This window comes from Shewanella sp. SG44-6 (assembly GCF_014164185.1).
GTDB lineage: Bacteria > Pseudomonadota > Gammaproteobacteria > Enterobacterales > Shewanellaceae > Shewanella > Shewanella vesiculosa.
In genome coordinates, this window is sequence record NZ_JACJER010000232.1 from 1 (window position 1) to 2,857 (window position 2,857).

Annotated in this window: 2 protein-coding genes; one reads left to right on the plus strand and one right to left on the minus strand. The window is 38.6% G+C overall.

What is annotated here, in order from left to right:
• The first annotated feature begins 280 nt into the window (after nucleotides 1–280).
• A complete protein-coding gene (locus tag H5185_RS21630; RefSeq protein WP_182698352.1) occupies nucleotides 281–1,294 on the plus strand; it encodes a LacI family DNA-binding transcriptional regulator in 1,014 nt (337 codons plus the stop codon).
• 55 nt (nucleotides 1,295–1,349) lie between these two features.
• Here H5185_RS21630 and H5185_RS21635 read toward each other — a convergent pair whose 3' ends face one another.
• Nucleotides 1,350–2,636, minus strand: coding sequence for an NAD(P)/FAD-dependent oxidoreductase (locus H5185_RS21635; protein WP_182698351.1), 1,287 nt, complete (start codon nucleotides 2,634–2,636; stop codon nucleotides 1,350–1,352).
• Nucleotides 2,637–2,857 lie beyond the last annotated feature (221 nt).

A 2,857-nucleotide genomic window follows, 5' to 3' on the forward strand; every position in this document is an offset into this window, starting at 1 on the left:
CAAAAATATAACCGATCCTGCTAATTCATTAATTTTTTTGCTTGATAAACAACCTAAAAAAAATAACAAATCATTAAAAAACATTTATATAGATAGGAAAATGATTTTAGACAGTATGTATTTTTAATGGTAATAAATGTCGTAATATGAGTAGAAATGAAATTGAGGATTGCCAATTTATACAAAAACTCGCACTATTAGCAGACAAATAACCCATTTAATGTTGCGGCAATTTGCCTTGTTGAGTGGTGTTTCGCCTGAATGAAGAGTCATTTCTGACATGAAAGTAACGATTAACGACGTCGCAAAATATGCCGGCGTATCGATAAAAACTGTTTCACGGGTGACAAATAAAGAACCCTCAGTAAAACAAGCCACCATTGATAAAGTAAACCAAGCGATAACAGCATTAAATTACCAACCTAATTTAGCAGCAAGAAATTTAGCGAGCACTAGCTCGTATGTTATTGGTTTTATTTACGATAACCCCAATGCGTATTATGTCATTGATATGCAAAACGGTATTTTATCTGCCTGTAAAGACAGAGGATTTGAATTACTTATTCATCCATGTAATGCAAAATCCGAGACCATTTGTGATGAGCTGACCACTATGGTTAAGCATGCTAGATTGGCAGGGTTGGTACTTACACCACCGATGTCCGAAGACCCTAATATTTTGGCAGCCTTAGACCAAATAGGTGCTAATTACGTTAAAATTATTGCTGGTGAAAAGATCATCAATAGTAACGGATTGACGGTATTGGTTAATGACCAAAGAGGTGCGGTTGAAATTACTCAACATCTTATTGATTTGGGCCATAAACACATTGCATTTCTTAGTGGTGATTTACAACATGAATCAACAAAAGAGCGATTACTTGGATTTAAGAAAGCGTTAAAAAACAACTCTCTAATTCTAAATACTGATTGGGTGCTTGAAGGGGAATACTCATTCGAGTCAGGTTTAGCTGGTGCAAATAAACTCATTGCTATGGCTAAACGGCCGACTGCCATTGTTGCCTGTAACGATGAGATCGCCGCTGGTGCATTATTTGCAGCGCGCTTAGCTGGACTCGATATTCCAACAGAACTATCTATTGTCGGTTTTGAAGATAGCCCATTCTCTCGTCAAACATGGCCTAAATTAACCACAGTCCATCAACCCAATATCGAAATTGCTCAAATTGCGACGCAACTGTTAATTGATAAACGCAAAAATCAAACAACTGAAACGTTCAGATGCTTTACTCCAACACCGGTTATTCGTAACTCAACAACCTCGCCTACATAACACCAGAAAGCCTCTATCAATAGAGGCTTTCTGATGTTTATCAACATAAACTCGTTTAATGCAACTTAAGTTTAGGACGTTGCCAGCGCAGTAATTTTTGCGCAATACGATATACTGAGGCCGAGAACCAGCCATATAAACTGGCTAAATGACGCTGATAAAGCGAAATATACATCAAACGCGCGATATGACCTTCAACAAAAAAGTCTCCTGAACGTAGACTGCCCATTAAATTACCCACTGCTGAAAAACGACTAAGTGAAACCAATGAGCCATAGTCCTTATACACGAAAGGCTTTTCTGGTTGTTGTTTCATCTTCAAGCAAATATTGGCATAAAGGCAATCGGCCATTTGGGCTGCCGCCTGGGCTCTTGGTGGCACAGGTTTACCTGATGGTAAAATAAGTTGCGCACAGTCACCTAAGGCGTAAATATCATCAATGCCTTTAACATGCATACAATCATCTACATCAATTTGATTACGGGGAGTGATCGGAAGTTGAGTAAAGTGTTCAAAAACTTTCGGACCTTTTACGCCTGCTGCCCATACTTTAATGTTGGCTTTGATAGTCTCGCCAGTCGCTGTAACGAAACCTTCTTTAGTGACTTCTTTAACCTGCACACCTAAATGCAATTTAACGCCTAACTTTGACAGTACAGTTTGTGCTCTTGTACTGACTTGCTCTGGTAATTGCGGGAGGATTTTGCTTGATGCTTCAATTAAGTTTATGTCTAAATGATCTTTAGAAATATTTTGGTAGCCATACTCTCTTACTGATTCAATAACATGATGAAGTTCAGCTGCAAGCTCAACGCCTGTGGCGCCAGCTCCTACAATACCTATACCTAACTGGTCTTGGGTTTCATTAAGCTGTAATAGTGCATCCATGAGCTTATGATGAAACAGATTAGCACTATCTAAGCTGTCTAAGAAAATACAATGTTTTTCAGCGCCTGGTGTATTAAAGCTATTTGAAACGCCTCCCAATGCTAAAACAAGCGTATCATATTCAATATTGCGCGCAGCAATAATGATCTCACCTTCATCGTTGTACACTGGAGCCAGCTGGATTTGTTTGGTATTCGGATCACATTGATCAATAGCGCCACGAATATATCGGTAACCGTTCTTTAAACCGTGATCTCGATACTGTAGCCCTTCAATTGATTGATCAATGACACCAACTGCCACTTCGTGCAATTTGGGCTTCCAAATGTGAACGGTATTTTTATCTATTAAACTAATATCAACTAACGGGTTTTTACCAAATTTTCGTCCCAATTTTGAAGCCAACGCTAACCCTGCAGCCCCACCACCTACGATAACAATTCGCTGAACCATACATTACCTCAGAGATACCTTATTCCAACAACTTAACTACAAAAATATACACGTATAAAAAAAGGCCCTTATGGGCCTTAAACTGCTTCTTCATTTTCTTTGCCATGTATTAGCGTGCAAATACCTGTTGTAACACAAATGGTGAGTTTTATATTGCAGACGTGAAGCGATCTTTATATCGATTTATCTCATCTCTTATACCGAGTAGGGTTAATCAACAA

Coding starts and splice junctions, on each gene's coding strand:
- H5185_RS21630 (WP_182698352.1), top strand. CDS start 281: ATGAAAGTAACGATTAACGACGTCGCAAAATATGCCGGCGTATCGATA.
- H5185_RS21635 (WP_182698351.1), bottom strand. CDS start 2,636: ATGGTTCAGCGAATTGTTATCGTAGGTGGTGGGGCTGCAGGGTTAGCG.